The sequence below is a fragment of the Nonlabens xiamenensis genome (genome assembly GCF_003865345.1).
Taxonomy (GTDB): domain Bacteria; phylum Bacteroidota; class Bacteroidia; order Flavobacteriales; family Flavobacteriaceae; genus Nonlabens; species Nonlabens xiamenensis.
On the sequence record NZ_RMVE01000001.1, the window covers coordinates 307,195 to 332,761 of the forward strand.

Consider the following 25,567-nt stretch of genomic DNA (forward strand, 5'->3'; position numbering starts at 1 on the left):
TAGTTATTGGTTCATCAATTCTTCGATCTCCTCGATTTCGATCGGAATATCACGCATAAGATTAAAGGGCACTCCATTTTCCTGGATCACCACATCATCTTCCAGCCTGATCCCAAAGCCTTCTTCAGGAATGTATATACCTGGCTCAACCGTAAACACATTATTAGCTTGCATGGGTTCCCATAGAATCCCATAATCATGCGTATCCAATCCAATATGGTGGGAGGTCCCGTGCATAAAATATTTTTTATAAGCTGGCCAATCCGGATCTTCATTTTGGACATCGGCTTTATCAAGTAGCCCTAGTTCCAGCAGTTGGGCTGTCATTAACTTACCTACTTCTACATGGTATTCCTTCCACATCGTCCCTGGAACCAACATTTTAGTAGCTTCATTTTTGACCCTTAATACCGCATTGTATACTTGTTTTTGGCGGTCAGTGAATCTGCCGTTGACTGGGATGGTACGCGTCATGTCGCTAGCATAATTAGCGTAACTAGCACCTGCATCAATCAGCATAAGATCACCGTCTTTACATTCTTTATTGTTCTCTATATAGTGTAGAACATTAGCATTGTTACCGCTAGCGATAATAGGTGTGTAGGCAAATCCGTCACTGCGTTTTCTAATGAATTCGTGTAGAAATTCTGCTTCTACCTCGTATTCCATTTTGCCAGGTTCCAAAAAGCCCAGCACCCTGCGGAAACCAGCATTAGTGATATCACAGGCCGTCTGCATGAGATCGATTTCGAGTTGATGCTTGACCGATCTCAGTCGCTGTAAAATGGGGGCACTCTTGGCATAATTATGGGCTGGAAATTGCTCCTTGGTTTTTTTGATAAAACGGTCTTCCCTGGTTTCAAGAACCACTGACTGCCTATAGTGCTCGTTGGTATCAAAATAAATCGTCTCGGATTGGGTCATCAACTCAAAGAACTTTTTATCAAAATCTTTGAGCCATTGAATTTGCTGTATACCTGTTATTTCCGTGGCTTTTTCTTTGGTAAATTTAGCACCTTCCCATACGGCGATATGATCGTTAGTTTCAGTAACAAAAAGTATCTCGCGATCTTTCGGATCTGGAGCATCTGGAAAAAGTACCAAAATGGTATTTTCTTGGTCGGCGCCACTTAAGTAGAAAATATTTCTGGCTTGGGTAAAGGGCAGCGTACTATCAGCTCCAGTGGTAAAAATATCGTTGGAATTAAAAACCGCAATACTCTTTGGCTTCATTTGTGCCATAAAGTTTTTACGGTTATGAATAAACAACTTTGGATCAATAGGATCGTATTTCATAAAAATCAAGCATTATAAATTCTGGATGACGCCCAGATGATCCCCTACGAGGATTCTTTTGGATTCGCTTTCGCGAAAGCGCCACCAACATGATCAGGCAAGTTAATAAGCTGAGTCGGCACAGCAAAGAAAAGCCGCCCTAAATCCCAGATTGCTGTTGAAAGATTTATCTGCTCTTTTTGCGTTTGCGGTTTTTGATAAAAGAGAAGACCAGCAGCAGCACGATGAGCAAAGCGACGCCCATGATAAAGTATTTGACATTTTCCATAAACCCAGTATTGATTAATAGGTGTGGCATATCGGCTTAAGTAAGGATACTTATAACCTGTTGCCTCAGTATAAATGTAGCAAAAATTAAAAACCACCTGTATTCAATACAAGTGGCCTATCAACTATTTCATTTAAAATTAATCGACTTTTACACCGTTTTCTGGCATTTCGAAAGTGGATGGATCCAATGGGGCAGCATCTATATCCACTTTGGTAAATACGCGAGGTTCTCCCTTAGGATCAGTGGGTTGGCCATTTTCAACAGTATACCAAGTTAACTCTTCAGGCAATAGCAATCCGTTGATTTCCTGCCATTTGTTGTAATGGATAAAGCTATATTGGTCTGATGTTTCATTTTTGCCGTACGTGACAGTATAGGCCAACCAATTCATTTGTTTAGTTTCTGGATGATAGTATAAGATATAGTTGTCTTCTGGTGAGTCTCCCACGTTGTCTTCATAGGCAATCTTAATGCCTGGATATTGGATGCCGTCCTTATCCAGCGGTGAAGCTTCACTGTAAACAATACCATCATCTGCCAGAAGAAATGGCATAGCATAGAAATAAAACATAAGATTATGATAGAACCTTGCTTGTTCTTTTGGAAAATAGGTACTGTCTTGAGCGATCCAAACAGATCCATCCCGCGATCCAATGCTATGCGTAGGCGTTTCAATCTGTATGTCTCTGCTGTCCACATCAGTAATTGTGACCTGGTCACCCATCGTGTAGGTTAGGCTCTTCATATCGTCCCATCGCTGTAAACCCCCATGTGCCTTAAATACTTCTTGAATTGCTTCAGGGTATCTGGTCATATCCAAGGAATCCTTAGGTGCGGTCGTAGGCATCTCATCCGTTTGATGGTGAGATGTGGTATTGTCGTTTTTACAAGCCGACAACCCTAGAGCAACCGTTATAATCATTAACAACTTGTTCATCTGAATGTTTTTAGAGTCGCAAAGTTACGCAATCAACATGGCTATAATTGTTTGACAATTCCCCTGGGCTGGTCAATTATTCCCTTGTGGCAACAGGAGAGAAGTATAGGGCATCCATGTGATTTATTTTGGGTCAAAACAAAGTTCCATCCCAAACACCTTATCTTTAAGCACCAAATTTCAGAACCAAGATGAAAAAAATATCCCTTCTATTTCTATTGGCTTATTCTACGATGACTCTGGCTCAGATTCCTTCGGCCACACCGATGGACCAGGTGTTGGACGGTCTCGAAAAAAAGCAAAATTTATCCCAGAAATCTCCATTTAAGAATTTAGAGTTTCAAAACATAGGGCCTACCGTAATGTCAGGAAGGGTGGTGGACGTTGCGGTGAATCCACAGGATCCTACAGAAATGCTCGTAGCCTATGCCAGCGGCGGACTCTGGCATACCTCCAATAACGCTACCAGCTTGACGCCCATCATGGATCAGGCCGAAACCATCAATCTAGGAGATATTGCTGTTGATTGGAAGTCCCGTACCATCTGGGTTGGTACAGGAGAAAACAATTCCAGCCGCAGCAGTTATGCAGGAATCGGAATTTTGAAATCAACAGATTGGGGGAAAACCTGGAGCAAGCCCATGCTTACGGAAAGTCAACATATAGGTCGCATCTTGATCAACCCCTCCAATCCAGATCACGTGGTGGTAGCCGTTACGGGCCCATTGTATTCAAAAAGCAACGCACGCGGCATCTACGTTACAAAAGACGGTGGACAAAGTTGGAAAAAGACACTTTTTGCATCTGATGAAGCTGGCTTTATAGATTTGGCTTCCACTCCTGGAGATTTTAAAACTTTATATACCTCTAGCTGGGAAAAGGACAGAAAAGCTTGGAACTTTGACGGTAACGGTCCAGCCAGCGCAATTTATAAAAGTACGGACGGCGGAGATAGCTGGACAAAAATAAGCACTCCCAACAGTGGGTTCCCCACTGGAGAAGGTGTAGGACGTATCGGACTGGCTGTTTATGATGCCAATACGGTATATGCAATCCATGATTCCCAATTCAGAAGGGAAAAATCAGGGGACCAAGATGACAAAGATAATCAGGACTTAACCAAAGATGACTTTAAGACCATGTCCAAAGAGGCTTTTCTAAAGTTGGACAATAACAAACTAAATAAGTTCCTTAAACGCAATGGGTTTCAGGAAAAATACCGGGCTGAAAATATTAAAAATATGGTGAGAGCTGGTGAAGCCACTCCCATGGATGTTGCCAAATACTTAGAAGACGCCAATACCCAACTTTTTGACACGCCTGTCAAGGGAGCAGAATTGTATGTTTCCAAGGACGGTGGAAGTACCTGGACCAAAACCCATGAAGGTCAAATCGATGATGTGTTTTACAGCTACGGATATTACTTTGCTCAAGTAAGGGTAGACCCAAATGATGTCAATAAAGTATATGTCATGGGGGTACCTATCATCAAGTCGGCTGATGCTGGTAAAACCTGGGAAAGCATCTCTCGAGAAAACGTACACGCAGACCACCACGCCCTTTGGGTCAATCCGCAAAGGTCTGGCCACCTGATCAATGGTAATGACGGTGGTCTTAATATCTCCTATGACGATGGCGCTACCTGGATAAAGAATAATTCACCCAGTGTGGGCCAGTTTTACGCCATCAATTATGACCTAGAAAAGCCTTATCGTGTTTACGGAGGTTTACAAGACAATGGGGTTTGGGTCGGCGCACATAATGCACGGGAGGATCGTGCCTGGCATCAATCTGGTCAATACCCATGGCAAAGCATCATGGGTGGAGACGGCATGCAAATCCAAATCGACAACCGGAATAGTAATATAGTCTATACAGGATATCAATTTGGGAACTACTATCGGATCAATCGTGAAACCGGAGATCGCAAGTATATCCAACCCAAACATGAGTTGGGAGAATCCCCATACAGATTCAACTGGCAAACTCCGATTTTGTTGAGTTCGCACAATCAAGACATACTTTACCTTGGTGGTAATAAGTTACACCGATCCATGAATCAGGGAGAAGATTGGAGTACAATTTCACCCGATCTTACCCAAGGCGGAAAGAAAGGAAATGTGGCCTATGGCACGCTGACCAGCGTCAGTGAGTCAACCTTTGAATTTGGTTTGATCTATACAGGATCAGACGACGGCTTGGTTCACATCACAAGGGATTCAGGTGCGAGCTGGCAACCCTTAAACGGTGGATGGCCAGCCAATCTCTGGGTAAGTCGTATCCTCGCTTCATCTCACAAGAAATCGCGTGTTTATTTAACCTTAAACGGCTACCGCTGGGATGACTTTGCGCCCTACATCTATAAAAGCGAAGACTATGGCGCAACATGGACACGTTTGGGTACCAACTTGCCTGCGATGCCAGTCAACGTGATAGCAGAGCACCCAAGCAACGAACAGATTCTTTTTGTGGGTACTGATAATGCCACATACGTCAGTCGTGATCAGGGATCGACATGGGCGCTAATGGACAAGGGAATGCCCCCAGTAGCCGTACACGACATCAAGATACAGCCAGAAGCCAATGATCTATTGATTGGAACCCACGGTCGTTCAATTTACAGCGCCAATCTAGACGCGTTAACATTAATGGATAAAAAGGGACTGGCCTTGGGACCTGTGGAAAAAATCAGGTCTTCTACCAGGTATGGCAACAAAGGATTTATGTGGAGTGATGGACCTGAACCAAAGATTCAATTGGTTTACCACACCCCACTGGCCGGAAAAGTCAAGATCGAAGTGTTGAATGAGGAAGGTAAGACCTTGCAGGAACTTGCCACGCTCAGCGATGCGGGCTTAAATTACTATACTTATGACGGCAGTGTAGGCAACTACGCACTGAAGCATTTTGACAAGGATAAACGACCTAAAAAAGCAGAAAATGGTAAATACTACTTACCGGAAGGCACTTATACCATCAAAATCAGCGGTAATTCTGGGAGCAATAGCCAGGAATTGCTTGTGGAATAGAATGAGATGGATCAGGATCACTACATTCGCTTGCTTGCTTTTGGCCGGATGTAAAACCAACTACAGGAATACAAATCCAGTTATGATAACAAGCATCCAACTAGCACATGAAGAGGTAAGGATCGACCTGTCCCAGCCTTTGGACATCAGCCTTGCCATTCAAGACCAAGGCGGAGTCGGTGCATGGTATATTGAACAGCCAGCAATCAAACATGTAGAAGTGGATGGTTATGTAGGCAAAGTGGCCTTGGGAGGCTCAACCAACTTCAACAATATTCATTTTAATCCGCATAGTCATGGAACCCATACCGAATGCTTGGGACATATTACTGAGCAGTTCCACAGCGTCAATAATGCCTTGAAAAAAAGCTTTTTTAAGACGCAATTGATCACGGTAACCCCAAATCGCCAAGGAGAAGACCTCGTAATTACCCAGGAATTGATACCTGAATTGGAAAATGCGGTAGAAGCAGTAGTTCTGCGCACCTTACCGAATACGCAAGAAAAACGTCAACGCAACTATTCCAATACCAATCCCCCCTATGTGGACGAAGGCTTGATGCACCGCTTTCGCGAAAGCGGTATCCAACACTTTCTTATCGACCTCCCCAGTGTGGATAAGGAAAAAGACGATGGGGCGCTATTGGCCCATAAGGCATTTTGGAACCTCCAGGAAGCGCCACGACTTAATGCCACCATCACCGAATTGGTTTATGTGCCTGATGAGATAGAAGACGGCTTGTTTATGATGGATTTACAAATCGCTCCCATAGAGAATGATGCCGCTCCTTCCAGACCAGTTTTATATCGTTTACTGCAGCAATAAAATGTAATCAAACATCACTGGAATTAGTTTTGCCAGAATTAAGGTCTTCATCCCCAGTCTAGGCTGACATTCCGATAAATTGTACTTTTACCGTATGGATATTTTGTTCTTTCTGGGATTGGCACTGGGCGCTGTGGTTTCATTTTTTGCCTTTAAGTTTTTTGTAAAAAACGGGAAGTCTGAAAATACCCGTGAACAGAGCGTAGTGCTGATGGAAAAAATACGCTCGGTATGCAAGTTCATCACCGTGGAAGGAGATTTTTCTGAAATCTATCATTACCAAAATGTGAAAGATAAGATTGCCAATTTCCTGCTGGGCAAGAAAAAGGCCATCATTTTGATCAATGCCAAAGCCCATATAGGTTTTGATTTAACCAAGATCGAAATGGAAAGTGATCCTGATACCAAAACCATCAGGCTCATGAATTTCCCTCAACCACAAGTGATGAGCATTGAAACAGATTTTAGCTATTACGACAAGTCAGAGGGCTGGGCTAATTATTTTACCAGCGACGACCTCACCGAAGTCACCCGCAATGCCAAGCAGCATATCATTGATAAAATTCCAGAAAGCGGACTCATGGAACAGGCCCGAAAAGAAGCAATTCTCGCGATTAAAATGATGGAAGGACTGGCCGATACCATAGGTTGGAAATTGGATTACAATGCATTGGTCCTAGATGCACCATTGGACTCTCACAAACTGCAAGCCTAATGGAAATTGATGCCGTCAGAACTTATTGCCTTTCCAAAAAAGGCAGCAGTGAATCTTTCCCCTTTGACCAACACACTTTGGTGTTTAAAGTCATGGGAAAGATGTTTTGCCTGGCTGGACTTGAAAAATGGGAAAAAGGAGAAAAATTTATCAATCTCAAATGTGACCCTGAAAAAGCCATCGACTTGCGTGAAGAATATCAAGGCACAGTTTCTGGGGGCTTCCACATGAGCAAAAAATACTGGAACACCGTCTATTGTGATAAGGATATGTCACCAGAGGAAATTTGCCACTGGATTGACCACAGCTACGAACAGGTCGTTGCTAAACTGTCACGAAAGGACAAAGAATCTTTAAACCAACTTTAATTTGACATCAGATCTTCACAGTTTTTACCTCAACAGAAGGGATCAATATCATGAGCATCTCATCCAGCTACAAAATCGGTTACGATGGTCTAGCACGATTCGATTGGGCGTTTTTTTGTTAGGCATCCTAGGGGTCTATCTGTTATGGTCCTATTGGCAATTTGCCGTATTCCTGGCACTTTGTTCCTTTGCCGGATTTCTCTACCTGGTATCCAGACACGAGGATTTAAAAAAACAAAAAGCCTTTGCAGCGGCCCTTCAAGAGCAGAATGAGTTAGAAATACAAATACTGGATAGAAACTTTCATCATCTGCCCGACGGCAGGGAATTTTTAGAAGACCAGCACGAATATAGTAGAGATATCGACTTATTTGGTAAAGGCTCTCTGTTTCAATACCTCAATCGGAGTAAAACCACAGCGGGTGTAGCGACGCTTTCGCGAAAGCTGACCAGTAACCATACTGAGCATATACCAGAAAAGCAGCAGGCGGTGGACGAACTGGCTGGCAAGGTGGATTTCAGACAGAAATTTTGGGCAACGGCCAGTTTGATGGACCAAACTCAAAACCCCAATTCTTTGTTAGATGAACTGTTGAATTATAAGTCTTTTGTCCCAACTATTTTTGACTGGTTCGGGTGGGTCTGGTTTGGATTGGCTGTGGCTACTGGAACCTGTTATGCGCTGGACCTAATCAGCGGTTACATTTTTGCTGGTGTATTTTTCGGCGGACTGGCAATTACAGGTCGCTACCTTAAACGCATCAATGCTTTTTCTACTAAAATCGGTGATTTGGAATCGTTTTTTGGACAGTATGGTCAGTTGATCCTTGCCATTGAAAAAGAAGAATTTCACACTCAACAACTCAAGAATCTCCAACACATGATTCTTACCGATGGGCTAGCTGCCTCAGATCGGCTTTTTAGGTTATCTAAGGCTATTTCGAGGTTGGACCAACGTAACAACTTGCTGTTTGGTACGTTGGCCAATGGTTTGGGTTTATGGGATTTAAAACAGGTATACTGTATTGAGTCATGGATACAGGACAATGCAGAGCATATCGCAGACTGGATGGAAGTTGTAAGTGAAATTGATGCGCTGTCCTCACTGGCTAATTTTGCTTTTAATCACCCTGCCTATGTATTCCCGACAATTCAGCCGGGTGAATTCCAATTGAACGCCCTCCAGGCACATCACCCTTTACTGGATCCAGCAAAATCTGTAGGGAACAATATACGTATCAAAGCAGGTGAATTTTTTATCATAACTGGAGCCAATATGGCTGGAAAAAGCACTTTTTTGCGAACCGTATCCATGCAGATTTTAATGGCAAATTTAGGACTTCCCGTTGCCGCCAAATCCTGTGCTTATGCGCCGATCAAATTGATTACCAGCATGCGTACCAGTGATTCATTGACTGACGAGGCATCCTATTTTTTCAGCGAACTCACCCGGTTGAAATATATCGTGGACAAGATGGAAGCAGATCGTTATTTTATTGTGTTGGACGAGATCCTTAAAGGAACCAACAGTCAGGACAAGGCAAATGGCTCGCGCAAATTGATACAAAAGCTTTCTCAGAAAAAAGCCACAGGCATCATCGCGACCCACGACCTGAGTTTGACCCAGGTAGCGGATGAATACACAAGCATCAGTAATTACTACTTTGATGCTGATATCACTGATGACGAATTGACCTTTGATTACACATTTAAAGAAGGTGTTGCTACCAACATGAACGCCAGTTTTCTGTTGCGCAAGATGGGGATTGTAGATGAGGACTGACGTAGCCTCAGCTTGTTAGAAAATTCCTTGGCCACATGTTACATCACTCACGGAGCGGTGAGATTTTATTAAATAGGTCATAGATTACTATACCGGCACAAACTGAAATATTCAAGCTGTGTTTGGTCCCAAATTGGTCGAGTTCAATCACATGATCGCAGGCACTGACGACTTCTTGTTGCACGCCTTTGACCTCGTTTCCTAAAATAACAGCTATAGATTGGTTCTTTTTGGCAGGAAAATCATAAAGATTAGAGGACGCTTCGGCTTGTTCAATTGCGCAGGTAATATATCCTTGTTGCTGAAGTAATTCAACCGCTTCCAAGGTATCTTCCACATATTCCCAGGCCACACTCTCAGTGGCTCCAAGCGCCGTCTTTCTGATGTCTTTGTGCGGCGGTTGGGCAGTGATGCCACATAGATAGATTTTTTCCACTCTATAAGCATCAGCCGTACGGAACACGGAACCAATGTTATTTAGACTGCGTACATTGTCCAATACGATGGTCAATGGGGTTTTATCGCTTTCGCGAAAGCGGTCAGAAGAAAGACGGTCCAACTCGTCATTGCGTAATTTTCTCATACCTACGTGGGTTCTAATTCCCGGACAAAGATATCAAAGCGCGTTGGGGTTCCAGGAATCTGCTGAATAAAACCTAGTGGCACTAACCAATGGAGGTTCCTTAATGATCATAAACAAAAAAAGGACCTGATGGTGGTCCTTTTTTTTGATAAATATTTTCGATTAAAGATTGACTGCCGGACAGTTACAGCTCCAACGATCCTCTCTACACAAGAAATCGATTCCCAGGGTGATCTGGTGAAAACCTCCATTACTGAAGTTAATGTCGCCAAATTGGTAACTGTAGTTATATCCAAATGTGAACTCCTTGTATTTAATTCCTACGAGCGGAGAAAGCAGGGACAAATTTTGCTCTTGAACACTATTTCCATCCAGGTACTCAGCACCATCAAAGCTTTGACGATAAGAAAGACCCATGTACAATACACTATTCTCATTAAGGTCGTAATAAGCTTTTGCATTAACGTCCATAAATTGCTCTTCGGTGCGATCAGTACGTTGATATAAAACAGAAGGTTCAAATTGCCAGTCACTGTTGCGTGGGGCAAAAAGATAACCCAAAGTAGCAATATATCTGCGCTGGTTGGTACTTTCGAAACCTTCGGAGTAGATTTCTCTATTTTGGAAAATGGCATTCTTGACCGTGAAATGCGCATAGAATTCCTTATAAAAATAGGAAGCCCCAATATCCACATTAAAATAGGAGTCTGAACGCAGTACTCCTGTGATTATTGGGTCAAAATCGCTTAAATCAAAATCTGATTCATCAAGACGACTCTGCACTAATCCTACATTCATACCAAAAGAAAGGCGATTAAGATCCTCATACCCACCACCAATCTGCAAGTGATATGCGTATGATAGATAAGCTCCTGTTTGGGAATGATACCCATTTTTATCATTAAAAAGAATAGCACCAATTCCACTGTTCTCACCTACTCCAGTATTAAAACTCAAAGTTTGTAAGTTTGGAGCATCAGCCTGATCAAACCATTGTTGTCTCACCGTACCCCTGATTTTACCACAAGCAGCGGCTCCTGCCATGGATGGGTGGAGCAAATAATAATTGTCGGTCAGGTAATCTATATAAACGGGAACGCCCTCTTGGGCAAAAGTAAACTGGCTACCTAGGGCAATGGCCAGCAAAATGAATAGTTTTTTCATGTGTTTTCTGTCTAACAATTCAACGTTCACAACACTGAATTTGTTTTATTGCTACCTCACTTTCTGGATAAATACACCTTCACAACATCTTGGGGCTGTTATTCCAATTGTTGGTGTCTCTGTAGGCGTCCATCAGCACGATAGTTTGATACCAAGGGCACCAAATATATAAATTTTTGTTCTAGAAAATCATTAATAACAGAATATGTTCAGACTCTAAAGGACCGATCAAACGGCTGATTACCATTCACCCATTGAATCAAACACTACACCGATTGACAGAATCGATTAGGGTGTGAAAACACATCCACGTATCTTTGCATGAAGTTCATATGAGCATGGAAAAGCACGAGATCAAGATCACTCCCACTAATAATGAAGCGATCCTAAAATTTGAAAGCAATCAGTTTTTGATTCGCAACAACTCTTACGAGTTTAAAAATATAGATGAGGCCAAACCTTCACCCCTGGCCCAACAACTTTTTTACCTTCCTTTTGTGAAGACCGTTTATATGGCCCAAAATTTTGTGGCCATCGAACGTTATGATATCGTGACCTGGGAGGATGTGCAGCAAGAGGTCGCCGACCAAATAGAAAACTATCTCAATTCAGGGGCTGCTTTGATTAGTGAGTCCCAAGAGGCAAACAAACAAGTGCCGGTTACCGTTTATGCCGAAGCTACCCCCAACCCTAATGCGATGAAGTTTGTGGCCAATAAAAAGCTGACGGTGCAAAGCAAAGAGTTTAAAAGTATTGCGGATACAGAGGATAACAGCCTAGCACGACAATTGTACCAATTTCCTTTTATCAAGGAATTTTACGTGGATGAAAATTATATCTCCATTCAAAAACACGAAGTAGTCACCTGGGAAGAAGTCACACAGGAAGTACGATCATTTATTCGTGAGGCACTTGCTCAAGGAGTACAAATAGGTGAAAGCCGATACGAAAGCAAAGCAATCACCATGGATCAAACCACATCACCCACGGCACCTCAACGTGAAGACTTGGATGATGTATCCCAAAAAATCGTGGAAATCCTGGATGAATATATCAAGCCTGCCGTGGCCAGTGATGGGGGAAACATTGTATTTGAAGGCTATGAAGAAGAGAAGGGTGAGGTCAGGGTGATTCTTCAAGGCGCTTGTAGCGGTTGTCCTTCATCAACCATGACGCTTAAAAACGGAATCGAAACCATGCTCAAGGACATGATTCCTGGGAAAATTAATTCTGTGGTGGCACTGAATGGTTGATTTTTTGTATCTTAAGATTTCTAATCTTAAAATCAAAAAATTATGGCCGTTTTAAAAGTAATTGAAGTGTTGGCAAACAGTGATACAAGCTGGGAAGATGCCGCAAAAAACGCTTTGGCCCATGCCAGCAAGAGCGTTCAAAATATCAAATCTGTATACATCAATGAACAAAGTGCTCAGGTAAAGGATGGTAAGATATCTGAATATCGCGTCAATGCCAAAATCACCTTTGAAGTCAAGTAAGGATCAACCTGCCTTAAATTCTTTTAAGTAATAAGGTTCAAAATAAGCGACATCTACAAAGTCGCTTTTTTTGAACTTTTCCATTGCCAGATCGCAAAGTGTCAAAGCGCTAGGTTTTGCCTGGATGTATTCGTGTTCCTCATGACCCAACAGGGGTTTAAACTTTTCAACTCCAGTGCCAATGAATGTGATTTTTCCGCTTTCGCGAAAGCGGGCATAACTATGCTCATCCAAAATAACTGCGGCTGGCCCTTCTACCTGTGTCCTTTCTTTAAAAACAGCTGAATAAACTTCCATACGCCTTGCATCCAACATAGGAATAATGTAAGCACTCAACGATTTAGATTGTCTGGTGAGCGATTCAAGGGTACTGATAGCGATCATAGGAACATCAAGCGCATAACACATGCCTTTGACAGCCGCTACGCCTATGCGTAATCCTGTATAGGATCCTGGACCTGCACTGACTGCAATAGCGTCCAAATCTGACGTCGAGACTCCATTGCGCTGAAGTAATTCTTCAATAAAAACATGTAAACGTTCTCCATGGCTATAGCCCTCACTTTGGTCCTCAATAAGGTCCAGAACATGGACAACTTCAACATCATTATTGTAGCCACCATTTTCACTAGCCAAAGCCACTGAGCAATTGGTAGAACTGGTTTCCACACATAGGATTAACCCCATATTATTCCGTTTTCTCGCTCTTAAAAATAGCAGATCCGTCCGTTTTTGGACTTACTTTCTGGCCAGATTTCAACTTATTGGTCACGATATTGTACGGACCAGTAATAATTTTGTCCCCTGGTTCGAGTCCAGAGGTAATGACGATGTTTTTACTATCCTGGATACCAGTTTGTACCACTCGTAGTTTTGCTTTCCCGTTTTTTTCCAAATAAACACACTCAAAATTTTCTGTCCCTACGGCCAGTGCAGTGCGTTTTTTACTTTCTGTAGTATCACTTTTGACGACGATAGAACTGATAGGCACAGCCACAACATCTTTCTTCTGTTTGGTAATGATGTCCACCGTGGCTGTCATTCCAGGCTTAAACGGACTATAACTGTCGCTCTTGCCTTCCAGTAATTCAGTATAACTATTTGGGAGAATACGCACCTTTACTTTAAAGTTGGTGACTTGGTCTGCACTCAACTGACCAGTGGCTGTATTGGCAATTTCAGTGACTTGACCTTTGAATTCTCTTTTTAGATAGGCATCTACTTCTACGATCGCTTCATCCCCTACCTCGATTTTTACAATATCATTTTCATTGACATCTACTTCTACCTCCATTTGAGATAGATCTGCCACCCGCAGCAACTCGGTACCTGCCATCTGCTGCGTACCAACAACCCTTTCTCCCAATTCTACCGCAAGCAGAGATACTGTTCCGGACATGGGCGCATAAATATTGGTACGTCCCAAGTTATCTGTAGCCTCATTAACCGTTGCACCTGCACTTTGTACGTTAAAGAAGGCCGATCGCTCCTGAGCTTTGGCACGCTCAAAGGCGGCGGTACTGGTATCGAGTTCTGATTGTGACACTACTCCTTTTTCAAAAAGGGCTTTGGTGCGTTGAAAATTGACCCTTGCCTCTGTCAAAGTGGCTTTGGCTTGCTCAAAATTGGCTCGGGCATTAGAAAGCCCGGCCCTGGAACGGCTAACACTAGATTGTAGCAAATCGGGATTGATCTTGACCAATAGGTCTCCTTTTTCAACGGATTGACCTTCCTTGATCGGTAATTCAATAATCTCACCTGGTACCTCTGGAGATATACTAACTTCTACCTCTGGCTTGATTTTTCCGGTTGCGCTTACCATTTCGGTCACATCCATTGTAGTGACTTCCATCACATCTACTTTTATCCCCTCGTCCTTTTGTCCCAAAAGAAAGCTAAATGCAAAATAGCCCAGGATAAGTACAGCGATGATAGAGAAAATGATGATCAGCGTTTTCTTCATGATGATTCTATAGTTTTAATTCAGAGGGATCCACACCAAAATAGATTTCCAATATCTTCAGCTGGAAGATGAAATCGTATTTGGCTTGGTTGACATTGACCCTGGCATTGAGTAACTGGGTTTGTGATTGATTGTAATCAAAAGCATTCATTAAGCCCACATCATAGCGATCCTGGGCGTATTGGAAAGCCAATTCCCTGGCCGTAACAGTTTCTAATGCTGCCTCATATCTGGCACGTGCTGCCCTGGCATCGTTATGAACCTGAAAAATAGTAGCCTCAAGATTTTGTAAGGTCTGCTCGCGTTGCAGCCTTTGGTTCTCAATATTGATTTTATTCCTGGCAATATTGTTGGACACCTGGAACCCATTGAGGATGGGTACAGACAACTGGACGCCAACTGAATATCCATCATTCAGGTAGAACTGTTCCCTGAGCGTCCTGTTGAAGAAGTCATTGTCAGAATATCGGGTGTTATAATTAAAAAAGCCATCGATGGTCGGGAATCTTGCTGCTTTGGCTAATTCCAGATCTTTTTCGGCAATCTCGATATTTTGGTCCGCAATTTTAATTTCTGGGCGATCCTCTACCGCTTTTTCAGCAATATTGGCAGCCGAATTCATCAAAATACCATCATCTGGATTGTCCAATTCAGGTACCATGATGTCAAAATTCTCGTAAGCCGAGATATTCAAAGATTGGGCTAAATTGATCAAAGTAATATTGATATTATTTCTGGCCCCTACGATTTGCTGTTCTTCGTTGGCATAAGTGGCCTTGATTTCCAGCAAATCACCTCTGGGTAAACTACCCGCATCTACCAATTGTTGGGTGTTTTGGATACTCAATTCAGTGATTTCATGTTGGTTGAGCAAGGTTTGTAAATTCTCCTTGGCCAGTAAGACCTGCAGATAGTTGTTGGCCACCAACACAAGAATATCATTTTCCTGCTGGTCCAATTGATATTTACTGAGTACAGCACTCAATTTTGCACGTTGTAATTGTTTAAAATTGGCCAATCCATCAAATAACCTCAGGTTGGAACTGATTCCCGGTGTAATGGAAAAGAAAGTGGTATTGATAAATTCATTGGTTACCGGGTCAATGTTGGCTCCTGTGTTAGAGGCAAAAGTAGCTCTACCATTGAGGGAGGGTATAAAATTACCGATAGCGTCTTTTTTATCAATAGCCACATTTTCTACCTGTAATTCGGCCAGTTTGATGCTGATGTTGTTATCCAGCGCATATTCGACGCATTCTTGCAGTGTCCAAACTTTTTGTGTCTGTGCTTTCGCGAAAGCGATACCCAACAGCGTTAAAAGAGTAAAATATATCTTATTCATAATCGGATCGTGTCTATATGTAGATTTGATTGGGAATTTGTTACAGAAAAAAATTAACCACCGTAACCGCCTCTGTTTTGAGGAGCCTTCAGCGGATTCCAGACTTTGATTTTATCGTCTTTTGAGATACCATTAAGTACCTGAACGTAGATACCGTCACTCAAGCCCAATTCGACTTCCCGTTTTTCAAATTCCTGATCGCCTGTAGCGACTTCTACAAATGGCTTTTTGGTTTTGGGTTCGTATTGAACAAGCGCTTCCTTGATCGCCAAGACGCTGTCTACCTTATCTAGAATAATGCTGGCGTTGGCGCTTAAACCTGCTCTGATAAATGAGGCGGTAGAATCTTTTTCTTTATTGTTTAACGTGCCTTTTATGGCAAATTGAATAGCTCCATTTTCGGCCACACCTTTAGGGGCGATGTAATCCAAAGTGGCATCAAATTTCTCATTGTCATAAGCACCCACCGTGATAAGTAGGGAAAGTCCTTCTTTTATTTTTCCGACTTCGCTCTCGTCTACCTTTCCTTCAAAGATCATTTTATTGACATCAGCGATTACGGCAATAGGAGTTCCCTCGTTGAAATTATTGGCTTCGATAACTTGATTTCCTTCCTTGACCGGAACGTCTAGCACCATGCCTGATACAGTGGCACGCACATTGGTGTTTGCATATTCTCCCAGGCCAGAAGTGGTACCCGTCCTGACGATGTCATAATTCTGTAAGGCACTGTTAAGATTGACCTGCTCCTGTTTGTAGCGTTGAACAGCATTGTTGTATGTGTTTTGGGCCAGATCAAATTCATTGGCAGCAATCACACCTTTATTGAATAGTTCTTTTTGGCGTTCATAGATATCTTGTTGGTTGTCTAGCGCCAATTTAGCGGTTTCCACAGCCGTACGCTGGCTGGCAATACTGTTTTTTGCACTGGTGAGTGAGCTCACGTTGGGAACTACCTTGATCTCGGCAATGAGATCACCAGCTTCAACATAGTCTCCTGCTTCCACCAGGACTTTATCAATCACACCAGAAATATTAGGTTTGATACTGACTTCCTCTTTAGGAACAATGCTTCCAGTAGCTACGGTTTCCTTAATGATACTTTGCTGAGAAGGCAGCTCTGTTTCATAGGTTTGAGGATCCTCCTGATCCTTCACCCAAATATACCAGATACCAATGGCAGCCAGTAATACAATAATCAGCAATGTAATAATGGTAGTTGTGCGTTTCATGTAATAATCCTAAAAGTTTGTTTTATTCTGTTCTTAAAGCGTCTACCGGCTTCATTTGTGTGGCTCTGGAAGCAGGGATAAACCCTGCCAGCAGTCCGGCAATGATCAATATAACTAAGGCAATCCCGATGACAACGATGTTGACCGTAGGATTGGCAAAGTTTTCTACAGGTCCTGATTGATCCAATAAATAATTCATGAGCCATATTACTCCAGCAGCTACAGCTATTCCCGCGAGACCAGATATGATGGTTAACACCAAAGACTCTTGTAAAATTTGCTTTTTAATGGTCCAGGGTGTGGCTCCCAGCGCTCGTCTTACTCCGATCTCATTGGTGCGTTCCTTGACCACGATTAGCATGATATTACTAATACCAATTCCACCAGAAAGCAATACCAATGCACCCACTACATAACCCACCAAACTCAAAACGCTAAACAAGCCGGTAAGTTTAGCCAGGCGCTCGGCCAGATCAAAGTTACCTATAGCTCGCTGGTCATCTGGATGTACGGTGCGTTGTTCTCGCATGATCGCAAAAACAGCAGGCTTGATATCAGTAATACTGTATTCATCGTAGGCAGTGATGGCCATCCAACCTACATTATCTCCCGAGTTAAAAGCTCTGGCAAAGGAGGAAAACGGAATGAAAATAGTGTTGGCTTCTTCCTCATTATTTCCCTGGGTATTGGGGTTTTCGAAAACACCGACTACTTTGAAATTCACTCCTTGGATTTGTATATAGGTCCCAATCGGTTCTTCTCCGATATCATAAAGTTGCTTAACCACATCTGTACCGATCACGGCATTTTTCATTTCTTTTTGAATATCAGAATAATTAAGCCATCGACCCTTAAGAATATCCATATACCGCTGGTTGATAAACTCTGGATAATCCCCATATACTTGAAAAGCGCCAGTTTTTTCCTGTCTTGTTACATTGTTAGAGCCATTGTAACCTCCCAACTGCAATCGAGGTGATACATATTTAAGTTGGGGCATCTTTTCTTTTAAAACACCTACATCAGCAATTTTGAATTGTACCCGTCTTCCTTTGTTCAATCCTTTATAAGGCATAGAGGTACTTTGACCCCACATAAACATAGTGTTGGTGGCCTGATTGGCAAATTCCATGGTAACACCTGTACGTAAACCATTGGTCAAGGCCAGTAATAATACCAAAATCAGAATACCCCAAAACACCCCGAATGCCGTCAGAAACGTCCTGAGTTTATTGGCGGTAAGCGCCTGTATTATTTCATTCCACCGGTCTCGGTTAAACATACTATTCGTCTCTTAATGCGTCAATTGGTTTTATATTTGCCGCTCTTCGGGCAGGTATGTAGCCAGCTAAGGTTCCCGCTACAATAAGAATCACTACGGTAGTGATGGAGGTATTAAAATCAACTTTTGGAAATCTGATAAAATCCTGTTCAATCATAGGGCCTACGATTTCCAATAGCCCCACGCCCGCAAACAGTCCCAACAAACCAGCAATGGCTGTAATAAATATGGATTCCTGCAATACCATCCAAATGATCGTATTGGGTAATGCCCCTAATGCCTTACGTATTCCTATTTCCTTAGTGCGTTCCTTAACAATGATCAGCATTATATTCCCTACACCCACAACTCCGGCGACAATAGTTCCAATACCAATAAACCAAAATACCGCACGAATACGGTCGATCAATCCATAGATTTTCTTAGCCTCTTCCAAGGTATCAAATACCCTGATGGCGCTGCGGTCATCTGGAGCAACCACAAATTTTTCCCTGAGATCCTGCTCGATCGAAGCAGCCATAGCTGCACTGGTAGCTACTGCCTCATCAAAATTTTCACTCATTTTTACCGTATAGGCAATGCGATTGATCGTATCTCCAGCCCTAAATACCTGCTGGGCTGTGGTCATGGGTATAAAAAGCCTTGTTTCTTCTCTGGAACCACCTGGATCCGTATAAACCCCAATAACATTGAAATTAACATCATTGTTGACCCGTATGGTCTTGCCAATGGGATCCTCATCTTTAAAAAGATCCTGCTTCATTTGATAACCCAACACGGCCACTTTTCTACTTTCCTTTACATCGACTTCGCTGAGAAATCTGCCTGAAGTGAGATCGGCATTTTCGATAAATTGCTGATCGGGAAAGGCTCCTTCAATCCTATAACTTCCCTGTTTGTCTTGATAATTGACTTGACCTCCCCAGGTATTGAATAGACTGGTTTTATATTCGATTTGGTCCTCGTATTTGCGGTTGAAGTTTTCATAATCTGCATTGCGCATTTTAAGACGACGTCCAGGGTTGAGACCTTTGTAACCTTTGGTGGTGGTTCTGGTACTCACCACAATACGGTTGGTGGCATCTTGCTCAAACTGGCTGCGCACGCCATTGGCTATACCAGAATTGAAACCCAAAAGAATGACCAGTATAAATATGCCAGAAGCTACTGAAATCGCGGTGAGAAATGTGCGCAATTTGTTCTTGCGTATGGTATCAAAGATTTCCTGCCAGCTTTCAATATTAAACATGGCTCAAGGCTTTTACTTGATCGACCAAAGTATCATCGATGATACGACCGTCCTTAAGGTTAACGATGCGTTTGGTCATCTGGGCAATATCGGGTTCATGGGTCACCACCAAAATGGTACGCCCTTCTTCATTGATTCCCTGAATGAGATCCATCACCTCATAAGAAGTTTTGGTGTCCAGAGCACCCGTGGGCTCATCGGCGAGCAATACTTTAGGATCACTGGCCAAGGCCCGTGCTATGGCTACACGTTGTTTTTGACCTCCAGAGAGCTGGTTGGGGAGATGGTCTGCCCAATCAGCCAGTCCGACTTTTTCCAGATAATGCATGGCACGTTCATCTCGCTCACGCCGTCCTACTTTTTGATAGTAAAGCGGTAGGGCTACATTGTCCATGGCGTTTTTGTAACTGATCAAGTTAAAGGATTGAAATATAAAGCCCAGAAATTTGTTTCGGTATTTGGCCGCAATTTTTTCATTTAGGTTTTTGATGGGCACTCCATCCAGAACGTAACTCCCTTCATCGGCTTCATCCAGCATTCCTAATATGTTGAGCAAGGTGGATTTTCCCGAACCAGAAGATCCCATGATAGCCACCAATTCACCTTCCTTCACAGAAAAGTCTATACCTTTTAAAACATGCAGGTAGTTGCTTCCCGTTTTATAGGATTTGTGTAAGTTACTGATTTCTATCATGGTTAGTGTGTTTTGCAGAACGCCTGCGGCAGGCCGCACACATATAGACTCTAAATTTCCATACTTGTTACGCTATAAATGATAAGAAATTGTTAATTCCTGAGAAACAAGGCCAATATTGCGGTGCAGCAATACTTAATTTTCTTTTGTGGTGGTCTTATTTGTACTTCGATAAATCATATAAATAATTGCACCTATGGTAAGGTATGGAAAAGCCATCAGCCATGTAATTCCATTATTCAAACCTTCGGCAGTGGCGTTATCTCCAGAGCTTTCAATTACAGCACGGCACATGGCGCATTGCGCTTTCGCGAAAGCGGGTACCACAAGCAACGTAAAAAGTACTAGAACGTTTTTCATTGATATGACTTTAGTAGTGGGGAAACATAAAAACATACACAGCGACTCCTGAAAACGCTACATAAACCCAAATAGGGAAGGTCCAGCGGGCGATTTTACGGTGTTTTTCATACCGCTTGTTCCAGGCAAAATACATGGTATACAGCACCAACGGCAAAATGATCGCCGACAGGACGATATGGGATATTAATACAAACAGGTACAATAGCTTGAGAGGTGCATGGTCTGGATAAGGCACTGGTTCATTGCTAATTTTAGAAATCACATAGCTCACCAGAAACACTGCGCTTAATACAAAAGCGGTTGTCATCACCTTGCGGTGGGCACTTCGATTGCCTGCTTTGATCAAACTGTATCCGGTAACCAATAATATTCCGGTCATAAAATTAAGCGCCGCATGGAAGAGCGGAAATACACCAGATTTCACCCCTAGAAAATTAAAGCGTTCGGGCATAAACATCAACAATACGACTACCAGCGGAACAATTACCGAAACAGCAATGATGATGGCGGGTCCTCTTTTTTCCAACATATTTATTTGTTTAACAAAGTTTCGGCATCCTGAATAATTTCTTCAATTTGTGCAGGAAGCTCGTTGTCCTGGATGCCATTGTAGTGGTAGATCCAATTTTCGTTTTGATCATCTATTTTGACCTTTCGGCTACGGATATATCCTTCTCTGTCGACCAAGGCAAAATTACCACTATGCTCAAATCTTACATCAGGATTTTTACTGGGTGCCACATAAGCGTTAAAACCTGTTCTTGCGAGTTCATATATCTCTTCCTGATCTCCAGTTAAAAAATACCAGTAAGAGGCGTCGGCATCGTATTTTGCTGCGTATTCCCTCAGTACCTCTGGACGATCATAATCAGGATCAATAGAGATAGAGACCGCCTGAAAATCAGGATGTGATTTTAGTTCATCGGCAACTTTTGACAGGTTACGACTCATGGGCGTGCAAATGGTAGGACAAGTGGTAAAGAAAAAGTCAACGATATATACTTTACCCAACAGGTCTTGATCGGAAATGGTATCTCCGTGTTGGTTGATCATGGTAAAAGGTGGAACCTTATTGAACTTCTTAAGAAATTTATTGGCCACTGGATCGCGGTCCTCTGTCCTGTTGCTGTCAACTACTTTATCCTTGTTGATGTAGTGTACAATATTGGTCACGGCAAAATAACCAAATATGATAATGATAATACCGAGTCCAATGTAATAAGGTGTATCTTTTTTATGAGCCATCCTTTTGTAATTTTTGATCCCTATTTTTCTTAAAGGCAAATCTATATTCTGCCAACAGCACGCGCATATCATCCACCATGCGCTTATTTAAGTGGGCAACCAAGCTAGAGTCATATCCATACACCATACCTTGGTCTGGATCATCGGTGCGACCCCTTAAAGAAGCGTTCTTATCAATGATAAAAACGTAATCTGAGGAAAAATCCTTATTCAGTTCTAAATCTGTTTGCAAGGCTTCAAAAAACTCACTGATCTGCTGGTCGCTAGCGGTCACAAAATGCCAGTCGGACATATCTGTGTTTTCCTTCATTTGCAAAACAACCTCTTGAACATCTTTCAATCCTTGTTCAGAAACAATACTGATCATTTGGAAGTTGTTGAATTCATGGAAATCCTTGTAGACTTTATCATTGATATTTGAAATATAGCCCAACCTATCGTAGGGTCGATGGCCCAAAAAATTCAAAACCGTCACACTGTCTTTAAGTTGCAGTTCTGAACCGTCCAGGGATTGAAACTCGGACAGATTACCCACCTGTTGTGTGACGATCGGTAAAGTTTTAAAATGATGTTCTCCATTCAGGAAAAAAAGGTAAGCAACCAGGGGTAATGCAAACAAAAGCAGCAGCACCGTAACAATGGCAATTCTACTGGTTTGTTTAATTCCTTTTGCGGGTGGATATGTGGCCATTATGGGTTAAATATCTTGTACAAAAAAGGACGGTGGTACCGTCCTTATGTTTAGATGTAATAAGTAGACATTAAAAGTCAAAACTTACAGCTGCATCCTTGTAGACTTCGTATATATAATCTCCTTCTACTAACAAAATAGCAATAAGGTAAATGATCAAAAATACGGCTGTCCAGACTACTGCTCTTCTCAATCCGCTGGTTTCATCTCTCATGTGCATGAAGTCCCAGGTGATGTAATAGGCCTTGACCAAAGTAAGGATAATAAAAATCCAATTCAGGTACTTAAGCGCTAGGAATTTACCATTAAGAAAATCGGGTTTGATATATCCCAAGGCCACCTCAACGATGGTCACCAAGGAGAGAAAAATCAATACGCCCCAGATTTTCTGAACGTTGTTTTTGAATTTTAGGCGACCTCTAAAGATGGCCAATTTATGTTCGTGATGTGCTGCGTGATCTGCCATTGTACTATCTTAAATAAATTAAACCAGGTAGAAGAAGGTAAATACAAATACCCAAACTAAATCTACAAAGTGCCAGTATAATCCGACTTTCTCTACCATTTCATAGTGTCCTCTTCTTTCATAAGTTCCCAACAAAACATTGAAGAAGATGATCAAGTTAAAGACTACTCCTGAGAACACGTGGAAACCGTGGAAACCTGTGATAAAGAAGAAGAAATCTGCAAATAGCGGTGCTCCGTATTCGTTTTCGGTAAGGTTAGCTCCTTCTACCACACTAACTGCATCTGTCTGTAAACGTCGCATGGATTCCTCGCGAGAAAGTACGATTTTTTCACTGGCTCCAGTTTCTGGATTGACCTCTAATTGTTGGGTCCTGATTACGATGTTAGGATTAGCGGCAAAGCCTTTTCTAACCTCATCAATTGTATAGGTTGCACCAATATCTCCAGAGGTTTCATACCAGATCCCTTCACTTTCCCCATAGGCTTGTAGATCTCTTGGACCTACCTGGACAAACTCATCCAACGCAATTCGTTCTTCAGTCTTTGCATCCAGAAACTGCAAAATCTTGCCTCCTTTAGTCTTTACTGCACCGTATTCTCCAGCGATAAAGTTTTTCCATTCCCAAGCTTGAGAACCTACAAAGATCAAACCACCAATGACGGTCAACAATAGGTAAAAAGATACTTTCTTACGATTCATCTGGTGACCAGCATCTACTGCCAATACCATAGTAACAGAGGAACCAATCAAAATAAAGGTCATCAAGGCCACGTAGAACATTGGCGCATCCGTACCATGCAGAAAAGGAAAGTGGTTAAAAACTTCATCTGCGATAGGCCACTCTTCTATAAATTTGAATCTTGAAAAACCATAAGCGGCAAGAAAACCAGAAAAGGTAAGGGCGTCTGAAAGAATAAAGAACCACATCATCATTTTTCCATAGCTTGCGCCTAGAGGTCTGGTTGCACCACCACCCCACTTCTGTCCTTCGGTACCAGTAGTAGCTACTGTTGTATCCATAACTTGTTTTTAGTTGTAACTTGTTGCAAAAATAGACTAAAAATACTATTTAAAAAACATCAGGAAGGCCAGAAGGAAAATCCACAGCACATCCACAAAATGCCAAAAAATCGCACCTAATTCAAAGCCCAGCATTTTCGAGCTGGAATATTTGCGGCTAACCGCCTTATATGTAATTACCGCCAGGGAAATAAGCCCAGCAACAATGTGGGCCAAATGCGCCATGACGATCACATAGATAAATGAACCAGCAATATTGCTTCCTTTTCCGGTGAAGTAAATCTTTTGATCGTAGAGGGATTCAAATCCCATAAACTGAATCACCACAAAAGCGGTCCCTAATCCAAATGTGAGCAAGGTAAAAAGACTTGCTCCTGGAAGATTGTCCTTTTCCAAACTTTTTTTAGCAAGAAAGAGACTGAGCGAACTCAATACAATAATTCCTGTACTGTAGTAAAATTCTACGGGCAGCTCCACTGGAGACCAATCCCTGCGACTACTGCTTACTATATAAGCACTGGTCAGCCCGGCAAACATCATGATCAAACTGGCAATAGCAAACCACATCATTTGTTTTTTTGATCTGGCCATTTTTTCCTTATGCGGAAGCTCTGATATATCTGTCATTCTTATCTCAAAAATTTATCAATCACATAAATGATCTGAATTAAACTGATGTAGCTCACGCTGACCAACATCAACTTTCTGGCGGTTTCAATACTTCGCAACTGGTAAAGTTTAATCGCATGATACAAAAACCATACGCCCATCACAGCGACAATGACCGCCGTATACGGAGTGATATATAGATCACCTGTCACACCAAACACCGGAATCAGCGAAATAGCGACTGTCCATATCGTATATAATACTATCTGAACAGCGGTGCCGCGATCTGCTTTACCCGTAGGCAGCATTTTAAAGCCTCCAGCCTTGTAGTCGTCTTCCAACATCCATCCTATCGCCCAAAAATGTGGGAACTGCCAGAAGAACTGTAGCATGAATAACGTACCTGGCTCTATCCCAAAGTCTCCACTCGCCGCTACCCAACCCAACATGTAAGGAATAGCTCCCGGAAAAGCACCAACAAACACACAAAGTGGTGTACGAGTTTTTAAAGGTGTATAAACGGCTGCATAGAGCAATATGCTTAAGGCCCCAAAGAAAGCTGTGGCCAAATTGATCAACCAAAGCATATACAGACCTGAAAAAGCCACTAATAAACCAAACACCCATGCTTGAGGTACAGTTATTCGACCAGTAGGAAGCGGCCGATTTTGAGTGCGCTTCATCAAGGCGTCCCGGTCCTTTTCTATAATTTGATTGAAAACATTAGAAGATCCGACGAGAAAGTATCCACCAACGCATAAGAGTAGGATAGTCCATGCGTCATAAACTGAGGCTCCCAGAAAATATCCAGCTACCGATGAAAACACCACCACCACGGATAACCTGGGTTTTGTGATTTCCAAATAAGCCCTCCAGGAACTGGATGAATTGGCTATGGCATCTGCTTTTCTCAAGTGTTTTTTTTAAGGAGTGCAAAGAT

27 protein-coding genes are annotated in these 25,567 nt (G+C 42.4%); 8 read left to right on the forward strand and 19 right to left on the reverse strand.

Annotation, left to right across the window (positions count from 1 at the left end; all coding sequences use genetic code 11):
• Window positions 1-3: 3 nt before the first annotated feature.
• Entirely contained in the window at window positions 4-1,296 is a 1,293-nt protein-coding gene (locus EGM47_RS01420) for an aminopeptidase P family protein (protein ID WP_124978983.1), read from the reverse strand.
• A 157-nt stretch (window positions 1,297-1,453) separates the two neighbouring features.
• Here EGM47_RS01420 and EGM47_RS16565 point away from each other — a divergent pair, with 157 nt between their 5' ends.
• On the forward strand, window positions 1,454-1,582 hold the full coding sequence (locus EGM47_RS16565) for a hypothetical protein (RefSeq protein ID WP_262707044.1): 129 nt from the start codon (window positions 1,454-1,456) through the stop codon (window positions 1,580-1,582).
• Between the two features lie 121 nt (window positions 1,583-1,703).
• Here the strand turns inward: EGM47_RS16565 and EGM47_RS01430 are convergent, their stop codons facing one another.
• Window positions 1,704-2,504, reverse strand: coding sequence for a DUF6503 family protein (locus EGM47_RS01430; protein WP_124978985.1), 801 nt, complete (start codon window positions 2,502-2,504; stop codon window positions 1,704-1,706).
• A gap of 191 nt (window positions 2,505-2,695) precedes the next feature.
• Between EGM47_RS01430 and EGM47_RS01435 the strand changes: the two genes are divergently transcribed.
• From EGM47_RS01435 to EGM47_RS01455, 5 genes are all read left to right on the forward strand, one after another.
• On the forward strand, window positions 2,696-5,533 hold the full coding sequence (locus EGM47_RS01435) for a VPS10 domain-containing protein (protein ID WP_124978986.1): 2,838 nt from the start codon (window positions 2,696-2,698) through the stop codon (window positions 5,531-5,533).
• A gap of 82 nt (window positions 5,534-5,615) precedes the next feature.
• Complete coding sequence (locus EGM47_RS01440; RefSeq protein ID WP_124978987.1) at window positions 5,616-6,359, forward strand: cyclase family protein; 744 nt, start codon at window positions 5,616-5,618, stop codon at window positions 6,357-6,359.
• 94 nt (window positions 6,360-6,453) lie between these two features.
• On the forward strand, window positions 6,454-7,074 hold the full coding sequence (locus EGM47_RS01445; RefSeq protein WP_124978988.1) for a DUF4230 domain-containing protein: 621 nt from the start codon (window positions 6,454-6,456) through the stop codon (window positions 7,072-7,074).
• Window positions 7,074-7,442, forward strand: coding sequence for an MmcQ/YjbR family DNA-binding protein (locus EGM47_RS01450; RefSeq protein WP_124978989.1), 369 nt, complete (start codon window positions 7,074-7,076; stop codon window positions 7,440-7,442). The genes EGM47_RS01445 and EGM47_RS01450 overlap by 1 nt, the downstream gene beginning before the upstream one ends.
• Window position 7,443: 1 nt before the next feature.
• Window positions 7,444-9,225 carry a MutS-related protein gene (locus tag EGM47_RS01455; protein ID WP_124978990.1) on the forward strand — a complete coding sequence of 594 codons (1,782 nt, stop codon included), beginning with the start codon at window positions 7,444-7,446 and terminating at the stop codon, window positions 9,223-9,225.
• Window positions 9,226-9,268: 43 nt separating this feature from the next.
• Here EGM47_RS01455 and EGM47_RS01460 read toward each other — a convergent pair whose 3' ends face one another.
• Window positions 9,269-9,808, reverse strand: a complete 540-nt coding sequence (locus EGM47_RS01460; RefSeq protein WP_124978991.1) for an RNA methyltransferase — start codon at window positions 9,806-9,808, stop codon at window positions 9,269-9,271.
• A 162-nt stretch (window positions 9,809-9,970) separates the two neighbouring features.
• A complete protein-coding gene (locus tag EGM47_RS01465; protein ID WP_124978992.1) occupies window positions 9,971-10,972 on the reverse strand; it encodes a PorP/SprF family type IX secretion system membrane protein in 1,002 nt (333 codons plus the stop codon).
• 338 nt (window positions 10,973-11,310) lie between these two features.
• Between EGM47_RS01465 and EGM47_RS01470 the strand changes: the two genes are divergently transcribed.
• Complete coding sequence (locus EGM47_RS01470; RefSeq protein WP_124979652.1) at window positions 11,311-12,225, forward strand: NifU family protein; 915 nt, start codon at window positions 11,311-11,313, stop codon at window positions 12,223-12,225.
• Between the two features lie 42 nt (window positions 12,226-12,267).
• A complete protein-coding gene (locus tag EGM47_RS01475) occupies window positions 12,268-12,468 on the forward strand; it encodes a dodecin family protein (RefSeq protein ID WP_124978993.1) in 201 nt (66 codons plus the stop codon).
• A 3-nt stretch (window positions 12,469-12,471) separates the two neighbouring features.
• Here EGM47_RS01475 and tsaB read toward each other — a convergent pair whose 3' ends face one another.
• From tsaB to cyoE, 15 genes are all read right to left on the reverse strand, one after another.
• On the reverse strand, window positions 12,472-13,155 hold the full coding sequence (gene tsaB, locus EGM47_RS01480; protein WP_124978994.1) for a tRNA (adenosine(37)-N6)-threonylcarbamoyltransferase complex dimerization subunit type 1 TsaB: 684 nt from the start codon (window positions 13,153-13,155) through the stop codon (window positions 12,472-12,474).
• A 1-nt stretch (window position 13,156) separates the two neighbouring features.
• Window positions 13,157-14,431 (reverse strand): efflux RND transporter periplasmic adaptor subunit, encoded by a 1,275-nt coding sequence (locus tag EGM47_RS01485; protein WP_124978995.1) that lies wholly within the window; start codon window positions 14,429-14,431, stop codon window positions 13,157-13,159.
• 7 nt (window positions 14,432-14,438) lie between these two features.
• On the reverse strand, window positions 14,439-15,773 hold the full coding sequence (locus tag EGM47_RS01490; RefSeq protein ID WP_124978996.1) for a TolC family protein: 1,335 nt from the start codon (window positions 15,771-15,773) through the stop codon (window positions 14,439-14,441).
• A gap of 53 nt (window positions 15,774-15,826) precedes the next feature.
• Window positions 15,827-17,005, reverse strand: a complete 1,179-nt coding sequence (locus EGM47_RS01495) for an efflux RND transporter periplasmic adaptor subunit (RefSeq protein ID WP_124978997.1) — start codon at window positions 17,003-17,005, stop codon at window positions 15,827-15,829.
• A gap of 22 nt (window positions 17,006-17,027) precedes the next feature.
• On the reverse strand, window positions 17,028-18,287 hold the full coding sequence (locus EGM47_RS01500) for an ABC transporter permease (protein WP_124978998.1): 1,260 nt from the start codon (window positions 18,285-18,287) through the stop codon (window positions 17,028-17,030).
• A gap of 1 nt (window position 18,288) precedes the next feature.
• A complete protein-coding gene (locus EGM47_RS01505) occupies window positions 18,289-19,536 on the reverse strand; it encodes an ABC transporter permease (protein WP_124978999.1) in 1,248 nt (415 codons plus the stop codon).
• The gene (locus tag EGM47_RS01510) at window positions 19,529-20,230 is read right to left on the reverse strand and encodes an ABC transporter ATP-binding protein (RefSeq protein WP_124979000.1); all 702 of its coding nucleotides are present in this window, start codon (window positions 20,228-20,230) and stop codon (window positions 19,529-19,531) included. Before EGM47_RS01510 ends, EGM47_RS01505 begins: the two co-directional genes overlap by 8 nt.
• A gap of 135 nt (window positions 20,231-20,365) precedes the next feature.
• On the reverse strand, window positions 20,366-20,590 hold the full coding sequence (locus EGM47_RS01515) for a hypothetical protein (protein WP_124979001.1): 225 nt from the start codon (window positions 20,588-20,590) through the stop codon (window positions 20,366-20,368).
• Between the two features lie 10 nt (window positions 20,591-20,600).
• Entirely contained in the window at window positions 20,601-21,122 is a 522-nt protein-coding gene (locus EGM47_RS01520; protein WP_124979002.1) for a DUF420 domain-containing protein, read from the reverse strand.
• Window positions 21,123-21,124: 2 nt separating this feature from the next.
• A complete protein-coding gene (locus EGM47_RS01525) occupies window positions 21,125-21,838 on the reverse strand; it encodes an SCO family protein (RefSeq protein ID WP_124979003.1) in 714 nt (237 codons plus the stop codon).
• Window positions 21,828-22,529 (reverse strand): membrane or secreted protein, encoded by a 702-nt coding sequence (locus tag EGM47_RS01530; protein WP_124979004.1) that lies wholly within the window; start codon window positions 22,527-22,529, stop codon window positions 21,828-21,830. Before EGM47_RS01530 ends, EGM47_RS01525 begins: the two co-directional genes overlap by 11 nt.
• Window positions 22,530-22,599: 70 nt before the next feature.
• Complete coding sequence (locus EGM47_RS01535; protein ID WP_124979005.1) at window positions 22,600-22,995, reverse strand: cytochrome C oxidase subunit IV family protein; 396 nt, start codon at window positions 22,993-22,995, stop codon at window positions 22,600-22,602.
• A gap of 18 nt (window positions 22,996-23,013) precedes the next feature.
• Window positions 23,014-24,018 (reverse strand): cytochrome c oxidase subunit 3, encoded by a 1,005-nt coding sequence (locus tag EGM47_RS01540; protein ID WP_124979006.1) that lies wholly within the window; start codon window positions 24,016-24,018, stop codon window positions 23,014-23,016.
• A 45-nt stretch (window positions 24,019-24,063) separates the two neighbouring features.
• On the reverse strand, window positions 24,064-24,645 hold the full coding sequence (locus tag EGM47_RS01545) for a cytochrome c oxidase subunit 3 (protein WP_240642069.1): 582 nt from the start codon (window positions 24,643-24,645) through the stop codon (window positions 24,064-24,066).
• A 2-nt stretch (window positions 24,646-24,647) separates the two neighbouring features.
• Window positions 24,648-25,541, reverse strand: a complete 894-nt coding sequence (gene cyoE, locus EGM47_RS01550) for a heme o synthase (protein ID WP_124979007.1) — start codon at window positions 25,539-25,541, stop codon at window positions 24,648-24,650.
• Between the last annotated feature and the right edge of the window lie 26 nt (window positions 25,542-25,567).